Raw genomic sequence first — 26,177 nt, forward strand, 5'->3', positions numbered from 1 at the left:
CAGGATGCGCCGGATACTTACCGAAAAGGATGTGGAACCCGCGGTTCGTGGCGGCTCGGTCTATGCCGCGGGCGGCGGCGGATGGGCCGATCATGGCCGCAGGCTGGGCTATGCCGCGGTGGGGGCGGGCACGCCCGAGCTGGTCTCGGTCGACGAGCTGCGCGAAGAGGACTGGATCGCTACGGCCGCAGCCATCGGCGCGCCGGCCTCGACCACCCCCTGGGAGATGCAGGGCGTCGATTACGTCAAGGCGGTGCGGCTTCTCAACGAGGCATTGGGAACCCCGGTCGCGGGGCTGATGGTGGGCCAGAACGGCAAATCCTCGACGCTGAACGGCTGGTTGCCGGCCGCGATCCTGGGCTGCAAGGTGGTCGATGCGGTGGGCGACATCCGCGCCCATCCGACGGGCGACATGGGCTCGATCGGGATGGCGGGGTCGGACGCGCAGATGATCCAGACGGCGGTGGGCGGCAACCGCGCCGAGAACCGCTATATCGAACTGGTGGTGCGGGGCGCGACGGCCAAGGTCTCGCCGGTGCTGCGCACGGCGTCGGACATGTCGGGCGGGTTCATCGCCTCGGCGCGCAACCCGCTGCGCGCGTCCTATGTGGCGCAGAACGCGGCCCTTGGCGGGATCTCGATGGCGCTTGATCTGGGGCAGGCGATCCTTGCGGCCGAGCCGAAGGGGCCGGGCGCGATGATCGACGCGATCGTGGAAAAGACCCGCGGCGCGATCCTGATCGAGGCCGAGATCACCCGCAAGGACGTGCGCTATACCAACGAGGCCTTCGATATCGGGCAGGTCGTCGTGGGCCACGGCGACAAGGCGCTGACGCTGCATGTCATGAACGAATACATGGCGATCGACGATGCCGGCGGCAACCGCATCGCCAGCTTCCCCGATGTCATCACCACCCTGTCGGCCGAGGCCGAGCCGCTGTCCGTGGGTCAGCTTCGGGTGGGCATGCGCGTTCATATCCTGCATGTGCCCAAGACACTGATCCCGCTGGGGGCGGGCGTTCTGGACCCGGCCGTCTATCCGCCGGTGGAAAAGGCCATGGGCATTGATCTTGCAACCTATGCGCTGGAGGGCCAAAATGGCTAAGCCGAACCCGCGTCACCCCGATTTCCCGATCCCCGGCGGCCCCGAAATGCGCGCGGCCGACTGGCGCAGCGAAGGGCTTCTGCGGCTTCTGGAGAACGTCCTTGCCGTGGGCGAGGCGCCCGAGAAGCTGATCGTCTATGCCGCCCTTGGCAAGGCGGCGCGCAGCTGGCCCGCGCATGCGGCCATCGTGCAGACGCTGAGCGATCTGCAAGAGGACGAAACCCTGATCATCCAGTCCGGCAAGCCCGTGGCGCGGCTGAAGACCGGAACCGCCGCGCCCAAGGTCATCATGGCCAATTGCAACATCGTGGGCCAGTGGGCCAAGGCCGACACCTTCTACGAGCTGGAGCGCAAGGGCCTGATCTGCTGGGGCGGGCTGACCGCCGGCGCCTGGCAGTATATCGGCAGCCAGGGCGTGATCCAGGGCACCTACGAGATCTTCATGCGCATCGCCGAGCGCCGCTTCGAGGGCAGCCTGAAGGGCCGTTTCATCCTGACCGCCGGGCTTGGCGGGATGGGCGGCGCGCAGCCGCTGGCCGGGCGGCTGGCGGGGGCGGCGATCCTGTGCGTCGATGTCGATGCCGAACGCGCGCGGATGCGCCAGCAGATCGGCTTTCTCGACGAGATCGCGCCCGACCTCGATGCCGCACTTGCCCGGATCGCCGCCGCGCAGGCCGAGGGGCGGGCGCTGTCGGTGGGCCTTGTGGGCAACGCCGCCGAGATCTACCCCGAGATTGCCGCGCGCGGCATCACGCCCGACATCGTCACCGATCAGACCTCGGCCCACGATCTCGTCTTCGGCTATGTGCCCGCGGGCTATGATCTGGAGCGGGTGCGCCGGTTGCGCGAACAGAACCCGGACGAGCTGATCGCGGCGGGGCGCGAAAGCATCGCGCGCCATGTGACGGCCATGCTCGAATTCCAGAAGCGCGGCGCCGAGGTCTTCGACAACGGCAACCTGATCCGCACGCAGGCCCAGCAGGGCGGGGTTGCAGATGCCTTCGACATCCCGATCTTCACCGAGGCCTATCTGCGCCCGCTTTTCGCCCGCGCCATCGGCCCGTTCCGCTGGATGGCGCTGTCGGGCGAGCCGTCGGACATTGCCCGGATCGACGATCTGGTGCTTGAAATGTTCCCGCAGAACGCCATCGTTACGAACTGGATCCGTCTTGCGCGCGACCATGTGCCCTTCGAGGGGCTGCCCGCACGCATCGCATGGCTGGGCCATGGCGAACGCACGGCCCTTGCGCGCGCGGTGAACGCGCTGGTGGCCGATGGCACGCTGGCCGGTCCGGTCGCGTTCTCGCGCGATCACCTTGATGCGGGGGGCATGGCCCACCCGAACATCATGACCGAGAACATGCGCGACGGATCGGACGCGGTGGCAGACTGGCCGCTGCTTGATGCGATGACGCTTTGCGCGTCGGGGGCGGATCTGGTCGCGGTGCATTCGGGCGGGGGCGGCTATGCCGGCTACATGACCTCGGCCGGGGTGACGGTCATCGCGGACGGAACCGATGCCGCCGACCTGCGGCTGGACCGCGCGCTGAGCAACGACACCGCGCTGGGGGTCGTGCGCTATGCCGATGCAGGATATCCCGAGGCGCTCGACGAGGCCCGGAAAAATAAGATCGGTCACATTCCGACCTGACAGAACGGGTGGCAGGCGACATAAGCCGCCTGCTGCCGCCAACATTCGACAACGGGGAACCAAGATGTCCAAACTTGCGAAATTCGTGACGGCCGCCATGCTGATGGCCACGCCGGTCCTTGCCGAAGATACGGTGACGCTGAAATATTCGTCCTTCCTGCCCGCGGCGACGGTGAACAATGCGCTCTCGGCGCCCGCGCTGGTGGCAAAGGCCGATGAGCTTTCGGGCGGCACGCTGAAGATCGAGCTTTATCCCGGCGGCTCGCTGGTGTCGGGCGGCGAGGTGCAGCTGAAACTGGTGCAGGACGGCGTGGCCGATATTGCCGAGATCCCGATCCCCTACACGCCCGGCCGCATCAGCGGGCTGGACGTGTTCGAACTGCCCAACCTTGCCAAAAGCAACTCGGACGGTGCGCTTGCCAGCATCAAGCTGATCGAGGACGGCCTGATCGGGGGGATGGATGATCTGGTGGCGCTTGGCATGCTGCAATCGGGGCCCTACTACATCCACACCAAGGACCCGATCGAGGGTCTGGCCGACCTGCGCGGGCTGAAGCTGCGCGTCTCGGGCAAGACCCAGGCGCAGATCGTCAGCCGCCTTGGCGCGGTTCCCGTTTCGAACATCGCCGCCAACGCGATGGCCGAGAATGTCAGCCGCGGGCTGATCGACGGGGCGCTTGTCGATACGGGCAACCTTTACAACTTCGGTGTGGGCGATTTGCTGAAATACCATGTGACCAACCTGCCGCTGGGGTCTTTCGCGGTGCTGTTCGGGATGTCGAAGGCGCGTTATGACAGCCTTCCCGAACAGGCGAAATCCGCGATCGACCAGATCAAGGGCGAGTGGTACACGACCGAGCTTGGCCGCAACATGGACCAGCAGACCGCCGATGTGACCGCGCGCCTTGAGGCAGCGGGCGATCACCACTTCGTCGAGCTGAGCGCCGAAGACCTTGCCCATGCCGACGAGGTTCTGGCCGAGGTTGCCGAGGACTGGGAAGCCCGCTCCGACGCAAACCCGGCGATCCTTGCGGCCGCGCGCGCCGCGCTTGGCATGTGACCGGAGGGCGGGGCGGTGCTGAAACTGGCCAACATGATCGCAGTGATCGGCCTTACCGCCCTGCTTGCGGTGACCGGGCTGGTGCTTTTGGAAGTGTTGTTGCGCACGGGTCCGGTTCTGGCGCTGCGCGATGCGCTGCCGGGGCTGGACACGGTGCTGCGACGCTGGGGGATGGACGGGCTGTCCGATCTATATGCCCCCCTTGGCATCGTCGCGGTTGCCGCCTGCCTGCCGGCGATGCTGGCCACGCGCAGCGCGATCACCGTGCGCTTCATAGCCCAGGCCCTGCCCTGGCGGCTGCGCGAAACGCTTGAGACGGCGGGGGCGCTGCTGCTTTTGACGATGTTCGCGCTCATGTCCTGGTGGCTGGGGCTTTATACCGCCGATCTGTGGCGCTCGGGTGAAACCACCTGGCTGCTGGAGATCCCCCGCTGGCCCGCCTTCGCCATCGCCTGCGCCTGCCTGTGGATCGGCGTGGTCATTCAGGTGCTGGTCTGTGTGCAACAGATCGCGCGGATGCTTGCCGGAACCGAGCCCGAACCCCTGCCGCACAGCGCCGGCGAAATGGAGTAACCCATGTCTTCAATTCTTGTCGGTGCACTGGGGCTTGTGGTCCTGCTTGCGGTGATCCTGCTCAACGTGCCGATCGCGGCGGCGATGGCGCTGGTGGGGGCGGTGGGAACGCTGGTTCTCGATGCCCATGCCTCGGTCTTTTCGCTGTTCGGGACGGCGACGGTGCAGGCGCTGTCCTCGCAGGATCTGATCGTCATTCCGCTGTTCATCCTGATGGGGGGCTTTGCCATCGTGGCGGGCCTGTCGAACGAGATCTACCGCCTGGCCCACGCCTGGTTCGGGCATCTGCGCGGCGGGCTGGCGATGACGACGGTCGGCACCAGCGCGGTGTTCGGCGCGATCTGCGGCTCGTCCGTGGCCACCACCGCGACCATGGTGCAGGTGGCGCTGCCCGAGATGCGGCGCCGCGGCTATTCCGATGCGCTGATCGCGGGGTCGATCGCGGGGGGCGGCACGCTCGGCTCGCTTATCCCGCCCTCGGTGATCATGGTGGTCTATGCCATCCTGACGCAGCAAAGCGTGCTGGACCTGTTCCGCGCGGCCATCGTGCCGGGCATCGCGGCGGTGCTTCTGTATTTCGTGGCAATCCGCATGTTCATGCTGTGGAACCCCGGCGACGGGCAGGTCCTGCCCCGCGCCACCTGGCGCGAGCGGGCCTCGGCCACGGGGCAGGCGCGGCTGACGCTGATGGTGGCGGGCGTGATGCTGGGCGGCATCTATTCGGGCGTCTTCACGGTGAACGAGGGGGCCGCGGTGGGCGTCCTGCTGGTCTTTGTCGCCTGCCTCTTGCGCCGCCGCCTGACGCGCGAGAATTTCGTGCAGACGCTGATCCGCGCGGCCTCGAATATCGGGATGATCTACCTCATCCTGATCGGCGCCGAGATCTACAAAAGCTTCCTGACGCTGTCGGGGCTGCCTGCGGCCACGGTGGCCTGGGTGGGCGGGCTTGATCTGCCGCCGATGCTGATCGTGGCGGTGGTGATCGTGCTTTACATCGCGCTTGGCTGCGTTTTCGACGCCATGGCGGCGATGATCCTGACCATGCCCTTCGTCTTTCCGCTGGTCGTGGGGCAGCTTGGCTGCGATCCGGTCTGGTGGGGCATCATGAACGTGATGATCATCGAAATCGGCATGATCACGCCCCCCGTCGGCATCAACATCTTCGTGCTGCACGGCATGCGGCCGGACCTGAAACTGGCGCAGATCTATCGCGGCATCGTGCCCTTCATCGTGGTCGATGTGGTGCGGATCGCGATCTTTTTGCTGTTTCCCAGCCTGATGCTGGTCTTCGTCTGAAGGAACCTGACATGAACACTGTGACCCGCCGCCCTCTGGACGGCGTGAGGATACTTGACCTCACGCGGGTGCTTTCGGGGCCGTTCTGCACCGCGCTTCTGGCCGATATCGGCGCCGAGGTGATCAAGATCGAAAGCCCCGCGGGCGACGATCAGCGCCATATGGGGGCGATGCGCAACGGCCGCTCGATCAATTTCGAGCTGATCAACCGCAACAAGAAAAGCCTCTGCGCCGATCTGAAATCCGCGGCGGGGCAGGCGGCCATTGCCGATCTGGTGCCGCATTGCGATGTGGTGGTGGAGAATTTCCGCCCCGGCGTCGCCGCCCGCCTCGGGCTTGGCCCCGAGGCGCTTTGCGCGCTGCGCCCCGACCTGATCCATTGCTCGATCTCGGGCTTCGGCCAGGCGGGCCCGCTGGCGGCGCGACCCAGCTATGACGTGGTGGCCCAGGCCATGAGCGGCTTCATGAGCGTGACCGGAGAGCCCGACGGCCCGCCCGTCTTCGCCGGCGATTCCATCGGCGATACCGTGCCGGGGCTTTACGCGGCCTGGGCGATCTGCGCGGCGCTGTTCCGCCGCGAAAGAACCGGGCAGGGCGAGCGGATCGACATCTCGATGTTCGACAGCCTGTTCTCGCTTCTGCCCACGGCGCTGTCGCAATACCAGTTGACCGGAAAGGCCCCGCCCCGCACGGGGGCGAACCATCCGCTTTCCGCGCCCTTCGGCGCCTATCGGGCGGGGGATGGCTATTTCGTTCTGGCGGTGGCCAATGGCGCGCTGTTCCGCAAGCTGTCGGCCGCGATCGGTGCGCCGGACCTGCCCGATGATCCGCGTTTCGCCTCGGATCAGGCGCGGCGCGCGAACGAACCCGCGCTGCGTGCCGTGATCGAGGCCTGGGCCGCGCCGCTAGGCGCCGCCGAGGCGATCGCGCGGCTGGAGGCCGAGGGCATCCCCGCCGCGCCGATCTGGGATCTGGCGCAGGCCGCCCGCAGCCCGCAGATCGCCGCGCGCCAGTTGCTGTGCCGCCGGGAAACCGCCGCGCTTGGCGCGATCGACCTGCCCGAACAGCCCGCGCTTTTCGCAAGCTATGCGCGCGGCGCGCAGGCCCCGGCCCCCGATCTGGGCGCCGACACCGCCGAGATCCTTGCCACCGTGGCGGGCTGGGACCAGGCCCGGATCGCCGCTTTCGTGGATCTCGTCTCGGCATTGAAGGAGACCGACTGATGGATCTTGCATTCTCCGCCGGGGATCAGGCCTTCTTCGCGCAGGTGCGCGACACGCTGGCCCGCGAAGTGCCCCCCGACATCGCGGCAAAGGTGCGCCGCAACGAGGTGCTGGAGCGCGCCGATTATGTCCGCTGGCAGGACGTTCTTGTGCGTCATGGCTGGTTCGCGGCAGGCTGGCCGGCCGAATATGGCGGGCCGGGCTTTTCGCCCACGCGGCGCTACCTGTATGAGCAGGCCTATGGCGCGACCTATGCCCCGCCGCCGGTGCAGTTCGGCATCACGATGGTGGGGCCGATCATCTTCACCTATGGCACGCCCGCGCAGAAAGAGCGTTTCCTGCCCGACATCCGGCAGAACCGCGCCTGGTGGTGCCAGGGCTATTCCGAGCCGCAGGCCGGGTCCGACCTTGCCGCGCTGCGCAGCTTTGCCGAACGCGATGGCGACAGCTATGTGGTCAACGGGCAGAAGATCTGGACGACATGGGCGCAATGGGCGGACTGGATGTTCTGCCTGGTCAAGACCGACCGCAGCGTCAAGCCGCAGGCCGGGATCAGCTTCCTGCTGATCGACATGAAATCGCCCGGCATCACCGTGCGGCCGATCCGCACCATCGACGGCGATGCCGAGGTCAACGAGGTCTTCCTTGATAACGTCCGGGTGCCCGCCGAAAACCTGATCGGAGAGGAGGGCGGCGGCTGGACCTATGCCAAGGTCCTGCTGGAGCATGAGCGGTTCATCATGTCCGGTGCCGCCCGGTCGCGCCGCGACCTTGAGGCGCTTCGGGTGCTGGATGCGGCGGGCGCGTTCGCGGACCGCATCGCGCGGCTAGATACCGATCTGCTGGCGCTGGAATATCTGGAGCTGCGGCTGCTTTCGACGATGAATGCCGGGCAGAATCCGGGACCGCGCGCCTCGGCGCTCAAGATCCGCGGAACCGAGATCGCGCAGGCGATCTCGCGGTTGCGGCTGGACATGGCACGGGCCACGCGCGGCCCGCTGCCCGATGTTTTGCACAATGCCGAAGAGATGTGGCTGAACCTGCGCAAGCTGACGATCTGGGGCGGTTCGAACGAAATTCAGCGCAATGTCATGGCCAAGGCCGTGCTGGGGCTGGGGGGCTGAGGGGCATGGATTTTGAACTGAACGAAACCGAACGGCTTTTGCACGACAGCCTGCTGCGCTTTGTCCAGGCCGAGGCGCCGCGCGATGCGGCGCAGGACTGGGGGCATGCGGTTGCGATGGGGTGGCACGCGGCGGCCACGCCCGAGGCGCAGGGCGGCTTCGGCATGGGACTTGTCGGCCCGATGCTGATCGCCGAAAGCCTTGGGGCGGCGCTGTCGGCGCTGTCGTGGCGCGATGCGGCGGTGGTGCCGGCCCTGGCGCTTGCGGCCCTCGCCGACGAGGGCGAGGCCGATTGCGCGGACTGGCTGGAGCACTTCCTGGCCGGTGATCTGGCGGTGCATAGCGCGTATCTGGACGCGCCGCCCGCCGCCGGGGCGCTGGTTCTGGAGGGGGTGCCCGAGGGGCCGGAAATCGGGCTGGTCCTGCTGCGCTATCGCAAGGGCGGGCAGGGCCATGTCGCGCTTGCCGGGGCGGCGGCGCTTCGGCGCGACGGCCCGTCACGCGGCAATCTTCGGGTCGATCCGACCGGGCTGCGCAGCCTTGCCCTTCCCGCCGCACTTGAGGGGCGGCTGGATACGGCGGCCCGCATCGCCGCGGCGGCCGATCATCTGGGCGCGATGCAGGCGCTGATGGACATGACGCTGGACTATGTGCGCACACGCCAGCAATTCGGCCGCCCGCTTGGCGCGTTCCAGGCCTTGCAGCACCGTCTGGTGGACATGTTCGTGGCACTGGAAGAGGCCCGCGCGCTGACCATGGCCGCGGCGATGGCGGCCACGGCAGCGCGCGCCGATGCCGCGCGGCTGGCGACGGCGGCATGGGACTGCGCGCGCCGCGCGGGTGCGAAGATCGCCGAAGAGGCGATTCAGATGCATGGCGGGATCGGCATGACCGAGGAATGCCGGGTCGGCGCCTATGTCAAACGCATCCTGCGCAACGAGGCCGGGCCTGTCAGCAGATACCATCAAGGGAATGTGGCCTGAGAACCCTCAGGCATCAACCGGATCTGCAGGCTCGACCCAGAAGAGGGGCTGAGGGTGCGCAAACGGAAGGCGTGGCGCCGGTAACCGATCGTCTCTGGCACGTCATGCAGGCCTCAGTCCGCAATGGTGATCCTGTGCCCCGCCTTGGGTGTTCAGCCCCTTCTCGGTCGCGGTCAGCGGGCCAGCAGCTCTGCCAAGTGGCCCAGCGGGTGGCGTAGGGTTTTTCCCGCCAGGCGTTCGGTCTGGCAGCGACAGGAAAACCCGGTCGCCACGCCCACCCCTTCGTCGGCAACTTCGGGCCGCCAGGACAGGTCGAACAACCTGACCGAGATTTCCTGATGGCGCTTCTGATGCCCGAACAGCCCGGCCATGCCGCAGCACCCCGTCGCAGGGGTTGCAAGTTCGGCGCCGATAGCGCCGAAAACCTCGGTCCATTGCCGTGCGCTCTGTGGCAACGCGGTGTTCTCGGTGCAATGGCCGAACAGCTTTGCCGTGGCGGGGCGCAGGGCGCGGGGCATCGCGCGGCCTGACCGGATCTCGGCGCTCAGGAACTCTTGCGGCATCAGCACCGGCGGCAGGTCAATTCCGGCCTTGCGATATTCTTGCCGCAGCATCATGCCAAGCGCAGGCTCGATGGCGATCAGGGGGGCGCCGGTTGCGGCCGCCGCATGCAGCACCGCGGCCAGCCGTCCGGCCATCCGGCGAAATCCCACCAGATCGCCGCCCGTATGCGCGGCCTTGCCGGCAGGGTGCATGTCAAGCAGGCGCGGCCTATACCCAAGGGCGCGAAACCCTGCGATGACATCGCGTTGCAACCCGGGGTCGAACAGTGTGGTGAACCAGTCCTGCACCAGAATGACGGTGCCATCGGGCAGGGGCCGGCGCAGATCTGCCACACACAGCCGGGTATCGCGTGGCGGTGCCTTGGCCAGCCGTGCCGGCATGTCCACAGTGCCTGTCATCCATTCACCCACCCGGGCTGCCAGCGCCCAGAACGGTGCCAATGCCGGCACCATCCGCGCTATCAGGCGGCTGTGCCGTTCGGTGGCAAGCACCAGCCGATCGGACAGCGGCCTTGCGTGCCGCTTGAAATAGTCGGCATGAAATGCGCTGCGCATGGCCGGAATATCGACCTGTACCGGGCAATCCGAGGCGCAAGCCTTGCAGCCAAGGCAGCTATCCAGAACCCGCATCAGATCGGCTTCGCATGCGGCCAGATCCGGCGCATCGCCACGCCTTGCCGCGTGCCAGTCGCGCAGGGCATCGGCCCGGCCCTTGGGGCTGTGGCGCAGGTCGGCGGTTGCCTTGAAACTGGGGCACATCGGGGTTGTTTTGCGATAGCTCAGGCATTGCGCGTTGCCATTGCAGCGGAAAGCCCTGACCAGCGGGTCGTCATCGGGCGCGTTGAAGGCCCGGAACGGCGTTGTCAGGATTCCCATGACGGGTCGGCCCGAACTGACCAGCTTGCCGGGGTTGCAGCGGCCGCGCGGGTCAAAAGCGGCCTTGACCTCCTGCAAGGCGCGATAGGCTTCGGGGCCGATCCAGTCTTGCAGATAAGCGCCGCGCACGCCCTTGCCGTGTTCGCCCCACAGAATGCCACCGTGTTTGCGGGTCAGCGCAAAGATGCTGTCCGAAATGTCCGACAGCCGCTGGCGGTCGCCATCGCTGTCCAGGTTCAGTGCAGGCCGGATGTGCAGACACCCCACGTCTACATGGCCGTAGATGCCAAAGCCCAGCCCATGCCGCGACAGAACTTCCAGGAATTCATCGACGAAGGCCAGCAGGTTTTCGGGCGGAACCACTGTATCCTCGACAAAGGCGACCGGCCTGGCGGTGCCGTCGATCTTGGCCAGCAGCCCGACGCCGGCAGACCGTATGGCCCATAGTTCGCGGATTTCGGCCAGATCGGCGGCGATATGCAGGGCCCCCGCGCCGGGTAACTCCGACAGGATCTGGCGGCAATGCCGCACACGCGCATCCACTGCGGCGGGAGTGCTGCCGTTGATCTCGATAAAGACCAGCGCGACCCGCTGGCCGTCCGACACGCGCAGCGGCGCCGGCAGGCGATTCAGAATGCCCGCCGCATCCGCGATGGCATGCACGGTTTCATCCATGACCTCGATCGCCGTCGGATCGGCCGCGACCAACGGCACAGCCGCCGCCAGCGCCGCGCGAAAACTGTCAAAGCAGGCCACAATCAACCGCTTTTCCGCTTCTATCCGGCGCAGCTTTACGCGGATACGACTGACAAGGCCCAGCGTGCCTTCGGCCCCCGGGAACAGGCGCCACCAGTCAAAGCGCCCGTCATCGCCGCAGGCGCGTTCCAGATCATAGCCGGTGAAGCGCCGGTTCAGCTGCGGAGTGTTGTCGATGAACGCCTGTCGGCCACTTCTGGCAGCGGCCTCGGCCTTGTGCAGCATCGGCAATGCCCAGTCGGGCGTCGGCGCCAGGCTTGACAGCAGCCCCTCGGGCCGCGCGATCTCCAGCCCCAGTATATTGTCCGAAGTCTTGCCGTATATGCGCGAGCCCTTGCCCGATGCGTCCGTCGACACCATGCCGCCAATGGTGCAGCGCGTCGAGGACGACGCCTCGGGCGCAAAGAACCAGCCGGTATCACGAATACGGTCGTTCAGGTCGTCCAGCACCATGCCCGGCTGAACATCCGCCCAGCCCTCTTCGGCATTCAGTGCGATCAGGCCGTTCATGTGCCGTCGCAGATCGACGATGATACCCCTATTCAGGCTTTGGCCGTTGGTCCCCGTGCCTCCCCCACGCGCTGTCAGTGGAATTTCCGCAAAGTCCTGCCGCTCCAGCACCGATAACAAGGTAACCAGATCATCGCTGTCGCGCGGCGCCACGATCAGGTCGGGCATCAGCCGGTACACCGAATTGTCGGTCGCCATAGCTGCGCGCAGCGCGCTGTCGGTCTCAACCTCGCCGCCGAATCCGGCTTGGTGCAAAGCCCCCGCAAGGCGCGTGACCAGATCGGGGGCAAGGGCGGCGACCGGGGTGTCCAGCATCGAAATCTCCTGTGGTTCGATCCCGGTATTGAACCACATTCAGAAAGTTCATAATAATACAAAGAAATGAAGGTAAATTCTGAAAATCTGAATATAAACCTGCGCCACGTCCGGGCGCTGCACAGCATCGTGCAGCACGGCAGCTTCAGTGCGGCGGCCTCGGCGCTGGGAATCGTGCCGTCGGCCCTGTCCGAAGTGATTCGCCAGCTGGAGGCGCAGATCGGCGCGCCGCTGTTCGATCGCGCCACGCGGCCGCCTGCGATCACCCCCCTGGGGCGTGAATTCCTGGCCGACACCGAACCGTTCCTTGATGGCATGGACCGCGCGATCACCCGTTTGCGTCAAAGTGCCGGCATGGAACGCGGTTCGCTGGCGGTGGGTGCGGCGCCCTCGGCGATTTCCGGGCTGGTTGCGCCGGTCCTTGCGCAGTTCCTGTCGGCCCATCCGGGGATCGCCTGCGTTTTGCACGATGACCTTGCCGAGAATCTGGCGGCCATGGTGGCCGACGGGCGGCTGGATCTGGCGGTTGCCGGCCGTGCCGAACAGACCAATGAACTGACACAGCGCACGATCACGCACGATCCGTTTGGTCTGGCCTGCCGCGCCGATCACCCGCTGCTGCGTCAACAGCGGCTGCACCTGTACGACATTCCCGCCGAAACCCTGATCGGACTGGATGCGAACACCGGCACCACCCGGTTGCTGCACAACAGCGGCCTGCTACCACCAGAGATGCTGGCCCCCAGGCTGCGCGCCTATTCCACGGTTGCCCAGCTGAGCATGATCCGCGCCGGCATGGGTGTGGCGCTTTTGCCGCGCGATGCGGTCTTGCTGTTCCGCGACCCCACGATCTGCTTTCGCCCGATCGATGACCTGCCGCTATGGCGCACGTTGTTCCTTGTGCAATCGGCGCGCCGACCGCTTTCCGTTGCGGCGCAGGCTTTCCGCGACGCGCTGGAACGGCATCTGCCAGATGGCAGAGACGATCAGCGGACCATGCGATAAAGCTTCTCGCCGCCGCGGATGATGTCTTCCTCCATCGCCTTGCGCGCGCCATCGGCGTTTTTCTGGCGCAGGGCTTCAATCAGCATGACATGGGGGTGCACGCCGTCAAAGGGCGACCCGCCATCGTACAGATGTGACAGGATCGGGCCGCAACGCATCCACATCATCTCTACCACTTCGGTGATGATCGTCAGGCCCGCCGCCCGGCACAGGGTCAGATGAAAATCGGTGTTCATCTTTACCGCCAGCTCGAAATCGCCGTTCTCTTGCGCGGCGGTCAGGCTTTCGTGAATACTCTCCAGTTCAGCGATGGCGTCCGGTTCGGCCACAAGCGCGGCGGTTGCTGCGGCGTGCCCTTCCAGTAACACGCGAACTTCGTGGATTTCGGCCAGGCCTTTGCGTGACAGGAAGGGCACAATCACCGTGCCCCGCGAATCCAGTGCCAGTACATCCTTTGAAACCAGCATCAACAGGGCTTCGCGCATCGGCGTCATGCTGATGCCAAACTGTTCCGAAAGCGGTCGCAGCCGCAACTTTTCGCCTGGCTTCAGCAGCCCGCGCATCAGCGCATCGCGGACAGCCAAATATGCCATGTCGCTCAGGTTTTCGCGCTGAAGCGGCTGCCGCCAATCCTGGCCGCCATGGCGTTCGCCATTATTTCCATCATCGGCACTTGACATTGGATCGTCCTTGTTGTGTTTTATGTGTTATAACAAATAACTCAAACCAGCGCGGTGCGCAACGCTGTTCCGGTCTTTTGCGCACATGTTCCTGATCTGATCGCACCCGATCACCCCCCAATCTCGATGCTATCTGAATCACAGAAAGTGGCCGCATGAGCAAACCTGATTACATCATCGTCGGAGGCGGAACTGCCGGTTGCATCCTGGCGGCGCGGCTGACCGAAAATCCGGCCTGCCGGGTACTTGTGATCGAGGCGGGTCCCGGGCGCGAAAGCCCCTGGGTGCGCATTCCTGCCGGGTTTACCAAATTGCTGGTCAATACGCGCCACAACTGGCGCCTGGCAACCGAACCAGAGGAAGGCACCCTGGGCCGTGTCATCTCCATTCCAAAGGGCAAGGGGCTGGGCGGTTCGACGCTTATCAATGGGATGATAATGGTGCGCGGCCAGCCGCAAGATTATGACAACTGGCGCAACCTGGGGGCCTCGGGCTGGGGCTGGCAGGATGTTCTGCCATATTTCCGGCGGGTCGAAACCTTTGCCGACGATGATCCCGACGGGCTGCGCGGGCAGGCCGGGCCGCTGCCGGTGATGCCGGTGGCCGACCGACCCGAAATCGCACAAGCCTTCATCCGGGCGGGTCAGGATGCCGGCTATCCGCTGAATCCCGATTACAACGGCGCCGACCAGAACGGGTTCGGCTGGTATCAGGTCAACCAGAAGGCGGGTCGCCGGGTCAGCGCCGCAGATGCCTATCTAAAGCCAGCGTTGTCACGGCCCAATCTCAAGGTCATCACCGGCGCGCTGGTCGACCAGATTCTGTTGCGTGACGGTCGTGCCGTCGGCGTTGCCTTGCGCCGGGGTGGCCAGGCGGAACAACATTTCTGCGCCGCAGAGGTTATCCTGGCGGCTGGTGCGCTTCACAGCCCGCAGATCCTTGAACTGTCGGGCATCGGCGATCCGGCGATCCTGACCGCGCGGGGGGTCGAGGTGCGCCATGCGCTGCCGGGTGTTGGTGCAAATTACATCGACCATTATTGCACCCGCATGAACTGGCGTGTCAGTCAGCCGGTGACGCTGAACGAACAGACGCGCGGGTTACGACTGGCGGCTGCGGTGGCACAATACGCGATCGCCCGGCGCGGAATCCTGACCTATGCGACGGGCCTGGCGCATGGCTTCTTTGCCGCGCATCCCCGGGCGGTACATCCCGATACGCAGCTGTTCTTCATGCATGCCAGTTATGCCGATGCTTCCGAACGCAAGCTGGACCGGGAACCGGGCATGACCGTTGGTGTCAGCCAGATGCGACCCACGTCGCGCGGAACGGTGCATATCCGGTCGGGCGATATTGGCGACATGCCTGCGATCAGGCCCAATTTCCTGGACACGGAATACGATCGCACCTGCATGGTGGCGGGCATGAAGATCACCCGTACCGTCATGGAACAACCAGCCATGAACGCCTTTCGTGCACAGGAACTGAGCCCCGGCGCCGCGATTCAAAGTGACGCCGAGTGGCTGGAGTTCGCGCGGCGCGATGGCCAGACAATCTATCATGCCTGCGGCACCTGCCGCATGGGCAGCGATGATCAGGCGGTCGTCGACCCGCGCCTGCGTGTGCAGGGGATCGACGGGCTGCGCGTGGTGGATGCCTCAGTCATGCCGGACATCATTTCGGGTAATATCCAGAACGCGGTCTTCATGATCGCCGAAAAGGCGGCCGACCTGATCCAGGAGGATCGCAGGGCGGCGAACTGTACACCCCGTCACCGGGAGGAGCCGGCACATGTTTGAACATTTTCAGTCTCTTCAGAAAAAAGTCCGCATCGGAGATATCGAAATCAATCTGGTCGATGGCGGCGGGACAGGTCCTGCGGTGTTGTTTCTACACGGATTTCCCGATGGGTGGGAACTGTGGCGTCATCAGATGCAGACACTGGCTGCCGCCGGCTTTCGTGTCGTCGCCTTCGATCAGCGCGGTTTTGGCGACAGCGACAGACCACAAGAGGTCGAAGCCTATCTGATGCAGACCCTTGTCGGTGACGCGATCGGTGTGCTGGATCACCTTGGCATCGAAAAGGCGCATGTCGTGTGCCACGACTGGGGCGCGAACGTGGGGTGGGCACTGGCCTCCAGCCACCCTGAGCGGGTGGATCGTTTCGTTCCCATCTCATCGGGGCATCCCAAGTTCAACCGCACCATCGAAGGCAATGAGAAAAGCTGGTACGTTTTCTTCTTCCAGTTCGCCGGCGTTGCCGAAGAGGCGATCGCGCGGAACAACTTTTCGCTGTTCCGGCAACTGGTTCGCAACCATCCCGAAACGTCGCGCTGGATTGCCGATCTTGCCCGTCCGGGTGCGCTGACCTCGGCGATGAACTGGTATCGGGCCAACTATTCCCCGGCCAACGGCTTTGCGTTGCCAATGGACGTCGGATCGGTGAAGGGGCCGGCGTTGGGTATCTTTGGCAAGGATGACGTGCTGTTGCAGGAAATCCGCATGATCGGCTCGGACAAATGGGTCGAAAACGGCTGGCAGTACGAACGCGTGGATGGGGCGGGCCATTGGGTGCCGCTTGACCGACCGGATCACGTCAACTGGCTGATCCTAGAATTTCTCAAGTAAGCGGGCAAGATACGATGACTGATACCCCCATTCAGGTTGCGACCGGCCCCAAAGGCGAAATCGCACATCCCGATCTGTTGCGGCACGGCGAACAATTCGCGCCCAAGCTGAGCCATATTGCCGAAAATGTATGGCACCTGGTCGGTGTTCGCAGCATCGCGAACTGTACGATGATCGAGGGTGAAACCGGCATCATCCTTGTCGACAGCGGCTCTTCCATTGATGATGCCGAAGCCTTCGTGTCCGAGTTCCGCAAGATTACGGACAAACCGATCGTCGCGGTGCTGTACACCCATTCGCATTATTGCCGTGGTGCCTCGGCCTATCTTCCTGCGGACAATCCCGGGGCCGTACAGATCTGGGGCCATGAAAAAGTTGACCACAATTACAAGCACGGCCGGCCCGAGATATTTCCGACCTATGTGCGCAAGATCTCGACCCAGATGGGCAACCATTGTCCGCCCGAGGGACCCGATGCACCGCCAAATGCGGGGCTGGGCGGAGAATATCATACATCGGCGGGGCGCTATGGCTATGTCAGTCCCACGCATACTGTGTCAGAGCCGACGGATGTCACCATCGACGGGGTAGAGTTCCGCCTGATCCCGTCGATCTCGGATACCGATGATTGCCTGACGATCTGGTTGCCTGGGCAGCGCGTCGTGATCGAGAATATCTTCTGGCGTCTCTATCCGAATTTTGGTGCAATCCGCGGCGAATTCTATCGCAAGCCCGTGCTGTGGGCGCAAAGCGTCGAGGAAATTCGCCAGCTACACCCCGAACATATCCTGGGTTGCCACGGCATTCCCTATTCGGGTGAGGACAAGATCCAGGAAATGCTGTCGGACTATCGCGACGCCATCCTGTACCTCTATGACCAGACGATCCGGGGCATCAATCTGGGGCTTGATGCCGATGAGATGGTCGAACGTATCCGGCTGCCTGACAGCCTGCGTGACAACCCCGTTCTTCAGGAACATTACGGCGAGTTTCAGTTTGGCATTCGGGGCGTCTACAATGGCATCATGGGGTGGTATGGCACCGATACCGCGCAGTTGAAGCCGGTGCCCCGCAAGGTCGAGGCCGCGCGCCTTGTCGAGCGTATGGGCGGGCCGGAAGCCGTGTTTCAGGATGCCCGGCACTGGCTGGATAAGGGCGATGCGTCCTGGGCGGCGCAACTGGTAACCTATCTGCTGCGCTGTGACCCCGAGAATGCCGACTATCGGCAATTCAAAGCGGATGCGTTGCGCCATATGGGGCAGCGGCAGCGTTCCTCGATCACACGCAACTACTATCTGACTCAGGCGCGCGAACTGGAAGGCAAGGCCGATACTTTCAAGGTGCCGCATCGTTCGGTCGGCAAGGTGCTGGAAAGCGATCCCGGCACCTATGTCGAACTGTTGCGCTATGAGGTCGATCCGACCCGCGCGGCGGGCAAACGCGGCAGGATGCTGATACAGTTCGATGATCTTTCGCGCGGCTACATGATCGAACTTGCCAATACGGTTGCGCGCATCACGCCCGCCCCTGCGGCACAAGATGCCCCAACCCTCTTGATGGCCTTCGCGGACTGGGCCGAGGTGATCGGGGGTGACGGGTGTTTGCACGATCTGCTGGCGGCCGGTCGCGCCCGGATCACGGGCGACGCGCAGGTTGTGCGCGAGGTGCTGTCGGTCTTTGACAACCGTAGCCTTGAGGTTTGAGGAATGAAACGTTTCAACAACAGGCGCGCGCTGGTTACTGCGGCCAGCAAAGGCATCGGCCTGGGTATCGCTCAGCGGCTTGCGGCTGAGGGGGCCGAGGTGACGGTGATCGGTCGCTCGCCGGAATCGTTGAAGATCGCAAAGGCGGATCCCCGGTCGGCGGGAATCCGGTTCCATCAGGCCGATCTGGCTGAACGCAGCCCGACCGAGGCGATCCTGACCGATCTGTTGAAAGATGGGCGCGGCTTTGACGTTCTGGTGAACAACGCGGGCGGTTCTTTGGGTACACCGCAACTGCTGGCCAACGAAACAGAAGACGACTGGGCGCGCGTTCTGGAAATCAACGTACTGACCACGATGCGGGTGACGCGCGCCGTCGTTCCCGGAATGTGCGCGCGGGGCTATGGCCGTATTGTCAACATGGGGTCGAAGGCTGCGCGCTATGGCAGCCTGTTCACCGGCAGCAACTATGTTGCGGCGAAAGGCGCCGTGAACGCCATGACGCTGCAATTTGCGCAAGAGTTCGGCCCCTACGGGGTGACATGCAATTCGGTTTGCCCCGGTGCGATCCTGACGGAACGGCTGCGCGGGTTGTTGGCGCAGCGCATGTCGCCCGAAGAGCGCGCGGCGGTCGAGGCATCAATTCCCATGCGGCGCCATGGCGAGGTCGAGGATGTTGCGGCGGCGGTTGCGTTTCTTGCCTCGGAAGAGGCCGGTTTTGTCACCGGGCAGATGCTGGACATCAACGGCGGTCAGGGGATGTCGTCATGACCGGCACGCACATGATCGGCCCGGTTCTGGTCACTGGCAGCGAAGGTTTTCTGGGACGCGCCCTGATCGAACGGTTGCGGGCCGGGGGCGAAGATGTGATCGCCCTGGATCTGGTGCCGCTGGCCGACCGTCGCGGATGGACCGATCGGGTGACGCCCGTCGCAGGGGACATCACCCGCCCCGAAACGCTGGACGATGCCTGCGCACGCCATGGCGTGCGTGCCATTATCAACCTTGCGGCGCTGATTATCCCGGCCTGCAAGGCCAATCCGGTTCTGGGGGCACAGGTCAATATTCTTGGTCATATCAATGCCTTCGAAGCGGCCCGCCGCAATGGCATAGACAGGATTGTCTATACCAGCACCATTGCCGCCAAACCGCGCCCGCCGCATGACACCCCGGTCAACCTGTATGGAGTCTACAAGCACTGCTGCGAGGAAATCGCCAAGGTCTATCACCTGGATCATGGCATCGCTTCGGTCGGGCTGCGGCCCAACGTGGTCTATGGCCCGGGCCGCACAGTGGGCGAGACGGCGTTTGTGTCCGCGGCAATCGCCGCGGCCGCACGGGGCGAGGCCTATCAGTTGCCGTTCAGCGGTCGGATGTGCCTGCAGCATGTCGACGAGGTTGTCGATGTGCTGGTCCGGGCACTGCACAGCCGGCCCCGGGCGGCGATCGTTTCCGACATCACGACTGACACCGTGACCATGGATGAATTGATCGCGGCGATCCGCGCTGCTGTGCCGGGCGCTGATATTGCCGCATCGGTCAACCTGCGTTCGGCGCCCGGAAATCTCGATAACAGCGGCCTGATCGACCTTCTGGGTGACTGGCTGCGCATCCCTCTGCCAGAGGGCGTCCGGCGCACCATCACGGGCTTAAGCCGGGCAACAACAATCTGAACATGATCAAAAGGGAGGAAACCATGACCATGAAAGCTGCCGTTTTGGCAATGACCGCTCTGGGGGTGATCGCAGGGCCGGCCATCGCCGAATATCCTGAAAAGCGTATCGAGTTCGTCGTTCCATGGACTGCGGGGGGCTCGACCGATGCGCGTGCCCGCGTTCTGGCACCGAAATTCGAGGAAATCCTGGGCCAGAGCGTCGTTGTGCGCAACGTCGCAGGGGCCGCAGGGACCATTGGCACCAATGAAGTCGCCAATGCAAAACCCGATGGCTATACCCTGCTATTGACGCCGGCTGGGCCGACCGTGATCCAGCCCCATCTGCGCGACCTGCCCTATGGGCTGGACAATTTCGACTTTGTTTGCCGGATGGATCTGGTGCCGCTGATCTTCATGGTGGCGCAGGATTCGCCCTACAAGACCATGCAGCAATTTGTCGATGACGCCAAGGCCGCGCCGGGCAAGCTCAGCTATGCCACCGCTGGTGTTGGCACCATTCCGCATCTGGTCGGGCTTGGGGTTTCGCATGGCTATGGGATTCAGTTGAAACACCTGCCGGCCAAGGGTGCGGCGGATGCCATGAAGAACCTGCTGGGCAATATCGTAAGCGCGGCCCCTGAAACCGAGGACCACGCCGCCCGCTTTGACGTGCGCGTCTTGGCCATTGCGTCGGAAGAGCGTTCGCAGGGGTTGCCCGATGTGCCGACTTTCCGCGAACTGGGGGTCGATCTGGTGCAATCCAACTGGCAGGCGATCTACATGCCCAAGGGCGCCCCGGACGACGTGCGCGCCAAACTGGCCAATGCCTGCACCACGGCGTTGTCGGACCCGGCTGTAGCGACCGCGTTCGAGAACATGAACAGCAAAGTCGATATCCTGACCGGGGCCGAACTGGATGCTTTCGTCAAGGGTCAGGACGTAGCACTGTCTGAATTGTTGGCGAACGCCAAGATCGAATGAACGCAATCCGCCCCCGTCGGCCTACCCGGCGGGGGTATCAAAAGGAGGTTTGGATGCGGACTGCTCTGAAGATCAGATTGCCGGGCATCGTACTGCTGGTGATCGCCATGGCGTTGCTGATCCATACGTTCGATCCACAATATGCGGAAACCATGGCGGGGCTTAATGTGGGCCCGGTCTTTTTCCCGCAACTGATGCTGTACAGCTGGATCGCCTTGGCGGTTCTGTCGGTCATCGTGATCCCGGATGCCCTGCGCGAAGCCATCGCGGAACAGCGGCGCCACGGCCCTGCGGTCGCCATGACCCTGGCGTTGATCGCCTTCTTGCTATTGCTGAAGCCGCTGGGATTTCTGCTCGACAGCATCCTGCTGTGTATCACGATCCAGTGGATTTCGAACCGCCGCATCACCGCGATGCCGGTCGTCTGGGGCACGGTCCTGGCGGTCACATCCTGGGCAATGTTCGAGTTTGTCTTTGGCATTCCCCTGCCACAACCCACGCTGTTTTGAAAGGCGCGAGGTAAGACATGGAATATCTTCTGACGGCCCCGTCTCTTGTCTTTACGCCGGCGGCGCTGCTGGCAATTCTTGCCGGCACGGTGATCGGACTGGTGGTTGGCGCCTTGCCCGGACTTGGTTCGGTAGTGGCAATCACGCTGGTATTGCCGTTCAGCTTTACCATGGATACCGTTCCGGCAATCTGCCTGATCCTGGCGGTGTATTGCTGTTCGGTCTTTGGCGGATCCTATTCCGCGATTTTGCTGAATACGCCGGGCACACCCCAATCGGCGGCGACGGTGTTGGATGGCTATGCCATGGCGCGGCGCGGCAAGGCCGATCTGGCGCTAGGCTGGGCCACCGGGGCATCGGTGATCGGCGGGCTTTTTTCAACGCTGGTCCTGCTGTTCTTTGCGGCGCCGCTGGCGCGTGTTGCGCTCAGCTTCGGGCCAATCGAGAACTTTGCGCTGACCTGTCTTGCGCTGACCTGCATTGCGGGTGTTGCCGGCCGCAACTTTGTCCTGGGCATCATTGCCGGGCTGATCGGGCTGTTCATTGCGTCGGTTGGTGTTGACCCGCTGTCGGGTGAAACGCGCATGACCTTTGGATTCTTCAACCTGTCTTCGGGGGTTGAGCTGATTCCGGTACTGATCGGCATCTTTGCCATCGCCGAGGTGTTTGCGCGGGCGACCTCGGTTGGGCCGGTCGACGGCGAACCTGTCGAAAAGATCGCCGCCGGGTTTCGTATCGCGCCGATGCGTGACTGGGTGGCACGGTCCGGCACATTGCTGAAAAGCAGCGTGATCGGCTCTTTCGTCGGGGTTCTGCCGGGCACCGGCGCTGCCACGGCCTCGTTCATCTCTTATGCCGTGGCCAAGCGCACCGGCAGGTTCCGCAAGAATATCGGCGATGGCGAACCCGAAGGCATCGTGGCCTCTGAGGCTGCAAACAACGCCGTTACTGGTGGGGCGTTGGTTCCGACGCTTGCGTTGGGCATTCCGGGCGATCCGGTCACGGCGGTGATGATGTCGGCGCTGGTGATTCATGGCATTCAGCCGGGTACCCGGCTATTCGTCGAAACGCCCGAACTGATCTATGCCTGCTTCATAGCCCTGCTGGTTATCAACGTGGTCATGTTTTTTGCCGCCGGCCCCTTCGGGCGTATCTTCAGCCGTATCCTGCATCTGCCGGATTCGATCATTGCGGCACTGGTGCTGATCCTGTCGGTGCTGGGTGCCTATGGGGTGCGTGGCAATGTCTTCGACCTCTATGTGATGGTCATCGCCGGGGTGGTCGGTTACCTGATGCGGCTGGCGGCGATACCGGCTGCGCCCGTGGTGATCGGCATGGTTCTGGGACCCTTTGTCGAGGAAAGTCTGCGACAGGGGTTGATCCTGACCGATGGCGACCTGTCAGGATTTTTCAGTCGGCCGATCGCGGCTGCACTGCTGTCGTTCACCATACTGATCGTGCTGGTCGCAGCGGGGCTGTCCATCATGGGGCTGCTACGAAAAACGAGCCAGGACGATAGTGCTGGGGCCTCTGGGAATCCTGCGGGACCCAAACACTGAAACGGGATTTCGGGGAATCTGTTCCGCCGCCGCAGGCCGGGGGCCGGGCCCCGTTTTCCCTGATGCAAGACACGGAGAAGCAAGATGATGGAAATCGTCGGGAATTATATCGGCGGGGCGTGGCGACCGGCCACCGAGGCAAGCGAGAACAGAAACCCCGCGCGCCCCGATGAGGTGATCGGCCTTTATGCGCGCGGTACCGCCGATGATGTGGACCAGGCGGTCGAAGCCGCCCGCGCGGCACAACCCGCATGGGCAGAGCTGTCGCCCGAAGGGCGCGGGAACGTTCTGCACCGTGCGGCGCAGCTGATTTTTGACCGCATTGGGCCGCTGGGCGAGTTGCTGGCCCGCGAAGAAGGCAAGCTGCGCCGTGAGGCCGAGGGCGAAGTCACGCGCGCCGCCCATGTCTTGCGCTTCTTTGCCGGCGAAGCCCTGCGCCTTGGCGGTGAAAAGCTTGCCTCGGTCCGTCCCGGCTGCGAGGTCGAGGTTACGCGCGAACCCGTCGGGGTTGTCGGGCTGATTACGCCGTGGAACTTTCCGATTGCCATTCCGGCCTGGAAAATGGCCCCTGCTCTGGCAGCCGGGAATTCCGTAGTCATGAAGCCGGCCGAAATTACTCCGGCCTCGGCGGTGGCACTGGTTCGCATCCTTGAGGAGGCGGGCCTGCCGCCGGGTGTGGTCAATCTTGTGATGGGCTCGGGCTCAACCGTTGGCAACCGGATTGTCGACCACCCCGATGTACGGGCGGTGTCCTTCACGGGGTCGGTCGGTGTCGGGCAGCGAATTGCGGTGGCGGCGGCACAGGGCATGAAAAAGGTGCAGCTGGAAATGGGCGGCAAGAACCCGATGGTGGTGATGGCGGACGCCGACCTTGATCTTGCGGTGCGGGTCTGCCTGGACGGGGCATTCTTTTCGACAGGGCAGCGGTGTACAGCCTCGTCCCGGATCATCGTCGAGGACGCGATTCACGATGCCTTTGTCGAAAAGCTGGACAAGGCCCGTGCCGCGATGATCGTGGGCGACCCTCTGGATGCGGCCAGCCAGATGGGGCCGGTCGTTTCCGCGGCCCAGCTTGAGGGCAACATGTCCTATGTCGCGCTTGCGGCGTCCGAAGGCTGCGAGGTGCGCGGCGGCGAACGGCTGAACCGGCCAGGTAATTTTCAGGTGCCCGCGCTGTTTCTCAACGCCACGAATGCGATGCGCAGTTCGCGCGAAGAGATCTTCGGGCCCTGCGCCTCGGTCATCCGGGTGTCGGATTTCGATGAGGCGCTGGCAACCGCGAATGATACGCCCTTCGGCCTGTCATCGGGCATCTGCACTGGCTCGCTGCGTCATGCCACACAGTTCCGCCGCAAATCGCGCGCGGGCATGGTGATGGTCAACCTTCCGACGGCGGGCGTCGACTATCACGTTCCGTTTGGCGGCAATAAGGGGTCCAGCCTTGGCGCGCGAGAACAGGGGCCCATGGCGATGGAGTTCTACACCTCGGTCAAGACCGCCTATCTCTCTGCCGGTTGACCCGGCGTTTTCCCGTTTATCCCAATCCATCGGCTTGCGCGGCACCTGTCGTGCAAGCACCTTTGTCCGAGTCCCCCATGTCCACCGTTCGACGTCACGGCCTGGCTGCGTCCGCGCGTATCACCCTGCTGCGCCAACGTATATTTGCGCGCGGGAATGCCATTGGATTTCTGTTGCTTGCCATCGCCGTTGGTGCGCTGGCGGGGGCGACAGTCAGCGCGATTGCTGCTGCGGCGCATCTGTTGCATTATCTGCTTTTCTCGGTGCCCTTTGCCGCCGGACTGAGCGGTTCGCAGATTGGCGCATCAGAGCTTCTTGTCATCGTACCTGTTGCCGGGGGGCTGCTGACCGGGGTTCTGGTGCTTGTGCGCCGCCGTCGGGGGGGCATCATAGACCCGATCGAGGCGAACGCCCTTTATGGCGGCCGGATGTCGCTGACGGACAGTTTGTGGCTGACAATCCAGAACCTTGCCTCGAACGGTTTCGGTCTTTCGGCAGGGCTTGAGGCGGCCTACACGCAGTTGTCCGCGGGCTTGGCATCCACCCTCGGAATCCGGCTGAAGCTGCGGCGTGAAGACATGCGCGTTCTTGTCGGATGCGGTTCGGCAGGCGCCATCGCCGCGGCGTTCGGCGGGCCGCTGACCGGCGCCTTTTATGCGTTCGAGGTGATCATCGGGACCTATACTTCGGCCTCGCTTGCGCCGGTGATCGCGGCAGCCATAGCCGGGGCGCTGGTTTCCTGCGCCCTAAGCGGCCAGCAATTCGCACTGGAGGTTACCGCGGTTGATGCAATTTCCACGCAGGATTTCATTCCTGCGATCGCGGTCGGCATGATCTGTGCCCTCTTGGGCATTGTCGTGATGAAAGCCGTGGTGCAGACTGAACGCCTGGTCTCGGCCAGCCGCATTCCCCAGGTGCTTCGACCGGCGGTTGGCGGGTTGTTGGTGGGCTGCATTGCGCTGGCCAATCCGCAGGTATTGTCGGCGGGGCATGGGGCGATGCACCTGAACCTGGAACAGGATGTTCCGCTTGTTGCGTTACTGACGCTGTTCCTGCTCAAGGCGGCCAGTTCTGCGCTGACCATCGGTTCCGGGTTTCGGGGCGGTCTGTTCTTTGCCTCGCTGTTGCTTGGGGGGCTGATCGGCAAGGCGCTGGCGGTGCCGGTCGAATGGCTTTTGCCCGGCACCTTGGCCCCCACAACCCTTGCCCTGATCGGCATGAGCGCCTTTGGCGTTGCGGTGATCGGTTGTCCGCTGGCGATGACGTTTCTGGCTTTGGAGCTGACCGGGCAATTCTCGATTGCTGCCCTGGTGCTGGCGGCCTCCATCACCGCCTCGGTGGTGGCGCGGCAAACCTTTGGCTATTCCTTCTCGACCTGGCGTTTCCACCTGCGGGGCCAAACCATCCGCAGTGCGCATGACGTCGGCTGGATACAGAACCTTACCGTCGGTCGCCTGATGCGCCACGATTTACGCAAGGCGACAGCGGGCCTCAGCCCGGATGAATTTCGCAAGGCGTTTCCACTGGGCTCAACCCAAAGCGTCGTCGTCGTCGATGCGGAAAACCGCTATCAGGCCATGATTTCGGTTGCCGAGGTTCATGCCGATGCGCTTGAGATTGCACCACAATCAGATCTGAGCAGCTTTTATCGGCAAAAGAGCGAAATCCTGTTACCCAACATGAATGCCCGCCAGGCGGCAGGGCTGTTTGAAAAGGCCAGGGCCGACGCGCTCGCGGTAGTCAGCGACCGGATCGAACGCCGCGTGCTGGGCCTGCTGTCCGAGGCGCACACTCTGCGCCGTTACAGCGAAGAACTGGAAAGGCAAAGGCAGACCCTGCTTGAGGGCGCAGACTGATTGCGGCGCTGCAGGTCCGCCTGCCAGCGTGGCGTGATCCGCAGCCGCC

At 64.1% G+C, this 26,177-nt stretch carries 21 protein-coding genes; 19 read left to right on the top strand and 2 right to left on the bottom strand.

The genetic code is table 11. The annotated features are described in order from the left end of the window. Nucleotides 1-4 precede the first annotated feature (4 nt). The 8 genes from ACK8OU_RS08635 to ACK8OU_RS08670 all read left to right on the top strand — a co-directional run bounded on the left by ACK8OU_RS08635 (nt 5) and on the right by ACK8OU_RS08670 (nt 9,015). Nucleotides 5-1,105: a DUF917 domain-containing protein gene (locus ACK8OU_RS08635; RefSeq protein ID WP_410302973.1), complete on the top strand. Its 1,101-nt coding sequence runs from the start codon at nt 5-7 to the stop codon at nt 1,103-1,105. Further along, nucleotides 1,098-2,756: a urocanate hydratase gene (locus tag ACK8OU_RS08640; protein WP_410302974.1), complete on the top strand. Its 1,659-nt coding sequence runs from the start codon at nt 1,098-1,100 to the stop codon at nt 2,754-2,756. Before ACK8OU_RS08635 ends, ACK8OU_RS08640 begins: the two co-directional genes overlap by 8 nt. A 64-nt stretch (nt 2,757-2,820) precedes the next feature. Then, on the top strand, nt 2,821-3,816 hold the full coding sequence (gene dctP, locus ACK8OU_RS08645; protein ID WP_410302975.1) for a TRAP transporter substrate-binding protein DctP: 996 nt from the start codon (nt 2,821-2,823) through the stop codon (nt 3,814-3,816). A 15-nt stretch (nt 3,817-3,831) separates the two neighbouring features. After that, nucleotides 3,832-4,389, top strand: coding sequence for a TRAP transporter small permease (locus ACK8OU_RS08650; RefSeq protein WP_410302976.1), 558 nt, complete (start codon nt 3,832-3,834; stop codon nt 4,387-4,389). A 3-nt stretch (nt 4,390-4,392) separates the two neighbouring features. Next, nucleotides 4,393-5,685: a TRAP transporter large permease gene (locus ACK8OU_RS08655; protein ID WP_410302977.1), complete on the top strand. Its 1,293-nt coding sequence runs from the start codon at nt 4,393-4,395 to the stop codon at nt 5,683-5,685. A gap of 11 nt (nt 5,686-5,696) precedes the next feature. Beyond that, nucleotides 5,697-6,908, top strand: a complete 1,212-nt coding sequence (locus tag ACK8OU_RS08660) for a CaiB/BaiF CoA transferase family protein (RefSeq protein WP_410302978.1) — start codon at nt 5,697-5,699, stop codon at nt 6,906-6,908. Further along, complete coding sequence (locus ACK8OU_RS08665; RefSeq protein WP_410302979.1) at nt 6,908-8,032, top strand: acyl-CoA dehydrogenase family protein; 1,125 nt, start codon at nt 6,908-6,910, stop codon at nt 8,030-8,032. Before ACK8OU_RS08660 ends, ACK8OU_RS08665 begins: the two co-directional genes overlap by 1 nt. A 5-nt stretch (nt 8,033-8,037) precedes the next feature. Beyond that, nucleotides 8,038-9,015, top strand: a complete 978-nt coding sequence (locus ACK8OU_RS08670; RefSeq protein ID WP_410302980.1) for an acyl-CoA dehydrogenase family protein — start codon at nt 8,038-8,040, stop codon at nt 9,013-9,015. 173 nt (nt 9,016-9,188) lie between these two features. Here the strand turns inward: ACK8OU_RS08670 and ACK8OU_RS08675 are convergent, their stop codons facing one another. After that, nucleotides 9,189-12,035 carry an FAD-binding and (Fe-S)-binding domain-containing protein gene (locus ACK8OU_RS08675; protein WP_410302981.1) on the bottom strand — a complete coding sequence of 949 codons (2,847 nt, stop codon included), beginning with the start codon at nt 12,033-12,035 and terminating at the stop codon, nt 9,189-9,191. Nucleotides 12,036-12,101: 66 nt separating this feature from the next. On the opposite strand from ACK8OU_RS08675, the gene ACK8OU_RS08680 reads away from it, so the two are divergent. Beyond that, complete coding sequence (locus ACK8OU_RS08680) at nt 12,102-13,040, top strand: LysR family transcriptional regulator (protein WP_410302982.1); 939 nt, start codon at nt 12,102-12,104, stop codon at nt 13,038-13,040. On the opposite strand, the gene ACK8OU_RS08685 is transcribed toward ACK8OU_RS08680, so the two are convergent. Then, nucleotides 13,022-13,720, bottom strand: a complete 699-nt coding sequence (locus tag ACK8OU_RS08685) for a GntR family transcriptional regulator (protein ID WP_410302983.1) — start codon at nt 13,718-13,720, stop codon at nt 13,022-13,024. The two genes, ACK8OU_RS08680 and ACK8OU_RS08685, sit on opposite strands and share 19 nt — an antisense overlap. 155 nt (nt 13,721-13,875) lie before the next feature. Here ACK8OU_RS08685 and ACK8OU_RS08690 point away from each other — a divergent pair, with 155 nt between their 5' ends. The 10 genes from ACK8OU_RS08690 to ACK8OU_RS08735 all read left to right on the top strand — a co-directional run bounded on the left by ACK8OU_RS08690 (nt 13,876) and on the right by ACK8OU_RS08735 (nt 26,128). Beyond that, the gene (locus ACK8OU_RS08690) at nt 13,876-15,519 is read left to right on the top strand and encodes a GMC family oxidoreductase (protein ID WP_410302984.1); all 1,644 of its coding nucleotides are present in this window, start codon (nt 13,876-13,878) and stop codon (nt 15,517-15,519) included. Beyond that, entirely contained in the window at nt 15,512-16,348 is an 837-nt protein-coding gene (locus tag ACK8OU_RS08695; RefSeq protein WP_410302985.1) for an alpha/beta fold hydrolase, read from the top strand. The genes ACK8OU_RS08690 and ACK8OU_RS08695 overlap by 8 nt, the downstream gene beginning before the upstream one ends. Before the next feature lie 14 nt (nt 16,349-16,362). Continuing rightward, the gene (locus tag ACK8OU_RS08700; RefSeq protein ID WP_410302986.1) at nt 16,363-18,051 is read left to right on the top strand and encodes an alkyl sulfatase dimerization domain-containing protein; all 1,689 of its coding nucleotides are present in this window, start codon (nt 16,363-16,365) and stop codon (nt 18,049-18,051) included. Nucleotides 18,052-18,054: 3 nt separating this feature from the next. Then, nucleotides 18,055-18,822 carry an SDR family NAD(P)-dependent oxidoreductase gene (locus ACK8OU_RS08705; protein ID WP_410302987.1) on the top strand — a complete coding sequence of 256 codons (768 nt, stop codon included), beginning with the start codon at nt 18,055-18,057 and terminating at the stop codon, nt 18,820-18,822. Next, nucleotides 18,819-19,724 (top strand): NAD-dependent epimerase/dehydratase family protein, encoded by a 906-nt coding sequence (locus tag ACK8OU_RS08710; protein ID WP_410302988.1) that lies wholly within the window; start codon nt 18,819-18,821, stop codon nt 19,722-19,724. Before ACK8OU_RS08705 ends, ACK8OU_RS08710 begins: the two co-directional genes overlap by 4 nt. Before the next feature lie 23 nt (nt 19,725-19,747). Further along, on the top strand, nt 19,748-20,686 hold the full coding sequence (locus ACK8OU_RS08715; RefSeq protein WP_410302989.1) for a tripartite tricarboxylate transporter substrate binding protein: 939 nt from the start codon (nt 19,748-19,750) through the stop codon (nt 20,684-20,686). A gap of 53 nt (nt 20,687-20,739) precedes the next feature. After that, nucleotides 20,740-21,195: a tripartite tricarboxylate transporter TctB family protein gene (locus tag ACK8OU_RS08720; RefSeq protein WP_410302990.1), complete on the top strand. Its 456-nt coding sequence runs from the start codon at nt 20,740-20,742 to the stop codon at nt 21,193-21,195. A 17-nt stretch (nt 21,196-21,212) separates the two neighbouring features. After that, nucleotides 21,213-22,754: a tripartite tricarboxylate transporter permease gene (locus tag ACK8OU_RS08725; RefSeq protein WP_410302991.1), complete on the top strand. Its 1,542-nt coding sequence runs from the start codon at nt 21,213-21,215 to the stop codon at nt 22,752-22,754. A gap of 87 nt (nt 22,755-22,841) precedes the next feature. Next, entirely contained in the window at nt 22,842-24,272 is a 1,431-nt protein-coding gene (locus tag ACK8OU_RS08730; protein ID WP_410303113.1) for an aldehyde dehydrogenase family protein, read from the top strand. A 173-nt stretch (nt 24,273-24,445) separates the two neighbouring features. Further along, nucleotides 24,446-26,128, top strand: coding sequence for a chloride channel protein (locus tag ACK8OU_RS08735; RefSeq protein WP_410302992.1), 1,683 nt, complete (start codon nt 24,446-24,448; stop codon nt 26,126-26,128). The last annotated feature ends 49 nt before the right edge of the window (nt 26,129-26,177 follow it).

It is taken from the genome of Pontitalea aquivivens (assembly GCF_046507575.1).
Taxonomy (GTDB): Bacteria; Pseudomonadota; Alphaproteobacteria; order Rhodobacterales; family Rhodobacteraceae; genus Pontitalea; species Pontitalea aquivivens.

Excerpts from the sequence above, each read along its gene's own strand:
- ACK8OU_RS08635 (WP_410302973.1), top strand. The coding sequence starts at position 5 with ATGCGCCGGATACTTACCGAAAAGGATGTGGAACCCGCGGTTCGTGGC.
- ACK8OU_RS08640 (WP_410302974.1), top strand. The coding sequence starts at position 1,098 with ATGGCTAAGCCGAACCCGCGTCACCCCGATTTCCCGATCCCCGGCGGC.
- dctP (WP_410302975.1), top strand. The coding sequence starts at position 2,821 with ATGTCCAAACTTGCGAAATTCGTGACGGCCGCCATGCTGATGGCCACG.
- ACK8OU_RS08655 (WP_410302977.1), top strand. The coding sequence starts at position 4,393 with ATGTCTTCAATTCTTGTCGGTGCACTGGGGCTTGTGGTCCTGCTTGCG.
- ACK8OU_RS08660 (WP_410302978.1), top strand. The coding sequence starts at position 5,697 with ATGAACACTGTGACCCGCCGCCCTCTGGACGGCGTGAGGATACTTGAC.
- ACK8OU_RS08665 (WP_410302979.1), top strand. The coding sequence starts at position 6,908 with ATGGATCTTGCATTCTCCGCCGGGGATCAGGCCTTCTTCGCGCAGGTG.
- ACK8OU_RS08670 (WP_410302980.1), top strand. The coding sequence starts at position 8,038 with ATGGATTTTGAACTGAACGAAACCGAACGGCTTTTGCACGACAGCCTG.
- ACK8OU_RS08675 (WP_410302981.1), bottom strand. The coding sequence starts at position 12,035 with ATGCTGGACACCCCGGTCGCCGCCCTTGCCCCCGATCTGGTCACGCGC.
- ACK8OU_RS08680 (WP_410302982.1), top strand. The coding sequence starts at position 12,102 with ATGAAGGTAAATTCTGAAAATCTGAATATAAACCTGCGCCACGTCCGG.
- ACK8OU_RS08685 (WP_410302983.1), bottom strand. The coding sequence starts at position 13,720 with ATGTCAAGTGCCGATGATGGAAATAATGGCGAACGCCATGGCGGCCAG.
- ACK8OU_RS08690 (WP_410302984.1), top strand. The coding sequence starts at position 13,876 with ATGAGCAAACCTGATTACATCATCGTCGGAGGCGGAACTGCCGGTTGC.
- ACK8OU_RS08695 (WP_410302985.1), top strand. The coding sequence starts at position 15,512 with ATGTTTGAACATTTTCAGTCTCTTCAGAAAAAAGTCCGCATCGGAGAT.
- ACK8OU_RS08700 (WP_410302986.1), top strand. The coding sequence starts at position 16,363 with ATGACTGATACCCCCATTCAGGTTGCGACCGGCCCCAAAGGCGAAATC.
- ACK8OU_RS08705 (WP_410302987.1), top strand. The coding sequence starts at position 18,055 with ATGAAACGTTTCAACAACAGGCGCGCGCTGGTTACTGCGGCCAGCAAA.
- ACK8OU_RS08710 (WP_410302988.1), top strand. The coding sequence starts at position 18,819 with ATGACCGGCACGCACATGATCGGCCCGGTTCTGGTCACTGGCAGCGAA.
- ACK8OU_RS08715 (WP_410302989.1), top strand. The coding sequence starts at position 19,748 with ATGACCATGAAAGCTGCCGTTTTGGCAATGACCGCTCTGGGGGTGATC.
- ACK8OU_RS08720 (WP_410302990.1), top strand. The coding sequence starts at position 20,740 with ATGCGGACTGCTCTGAAGATCAGATTGCCGGGCATCGTACTGCTGGTG.
- ACK8OU_RS08725 (WP_410302991.1), top strand. The coding sequence starts at position 21,213 with ATGGAATATCTTCTGACGGCCCCGTCTCTTGTCTTTACGCCGGCGGCG.
- ACK8OU_RS08730 (WP_410303113.1), top strand. The coding sequence starts at position 22,842 with ATGGAAATCGTCGGGAATTATATCGGCGGGGCGTGGCGACCGGCCACC.